The sequence below is a fragment of the Xenorhabdus bovienii genome (genome assembly GCF_024721015.1).
Lineage (GTDB): Bacteria > Pseudomonadota > Gammaproteobacteria > Enterobacterales > Enterobacteriaceae > Xenorhabdus > Xenorhabdus bovienii.
In genome coordinates this window covers 1-270 of sequence record NZ_JANAIF010000420.1, presented here as the reverse complement: position 1 = coordinate 270, position 270 = coordinate 1, and the positions used below count along the sequence as shown (strand labels likewise).

Below are 270 nucleotides of genomic sequence, written 5' to 3'. Positions count from 1 at the left end.
CGACCTATGGTGTGGGCCCCAAGAAGATGAGCGAAGGCTACTGCTATGTGATGCCGCAGAAGGCTTGGGTGAACCTCGGGTTTTATCACGGTGTTTCTCTGCGTGACCCGGATGTGCTGCTTGAAGGGACAGGAAAGCGCTTGCGTCACGTCAAACTGCACGACACCGACGGCTGTTTTTCCCCAGAGGTGCGCACCCTGATCGAAGCCGCCTTGGCAGAGCGTAAGGCAGCGTTTTGAGCCCTTTCCGACCAATGCTGCGCGAGATACG

At 57.8% G+C, this 270-nt stretch carries 1 protein-coding gene; it reads left to right on the top strand.

The window, feature by feature from the left end:
* Positions 1 to 239 (top strand): DUF1801 domain-containing protein (locus NXS07_RS21240; protein WP_258087662.1); only part of this gene is annotated, 239 nt, incomplete at its 5' end.
* Between the last annotated feature and the right edge of the window lie 31 nt (positions 240 to 270).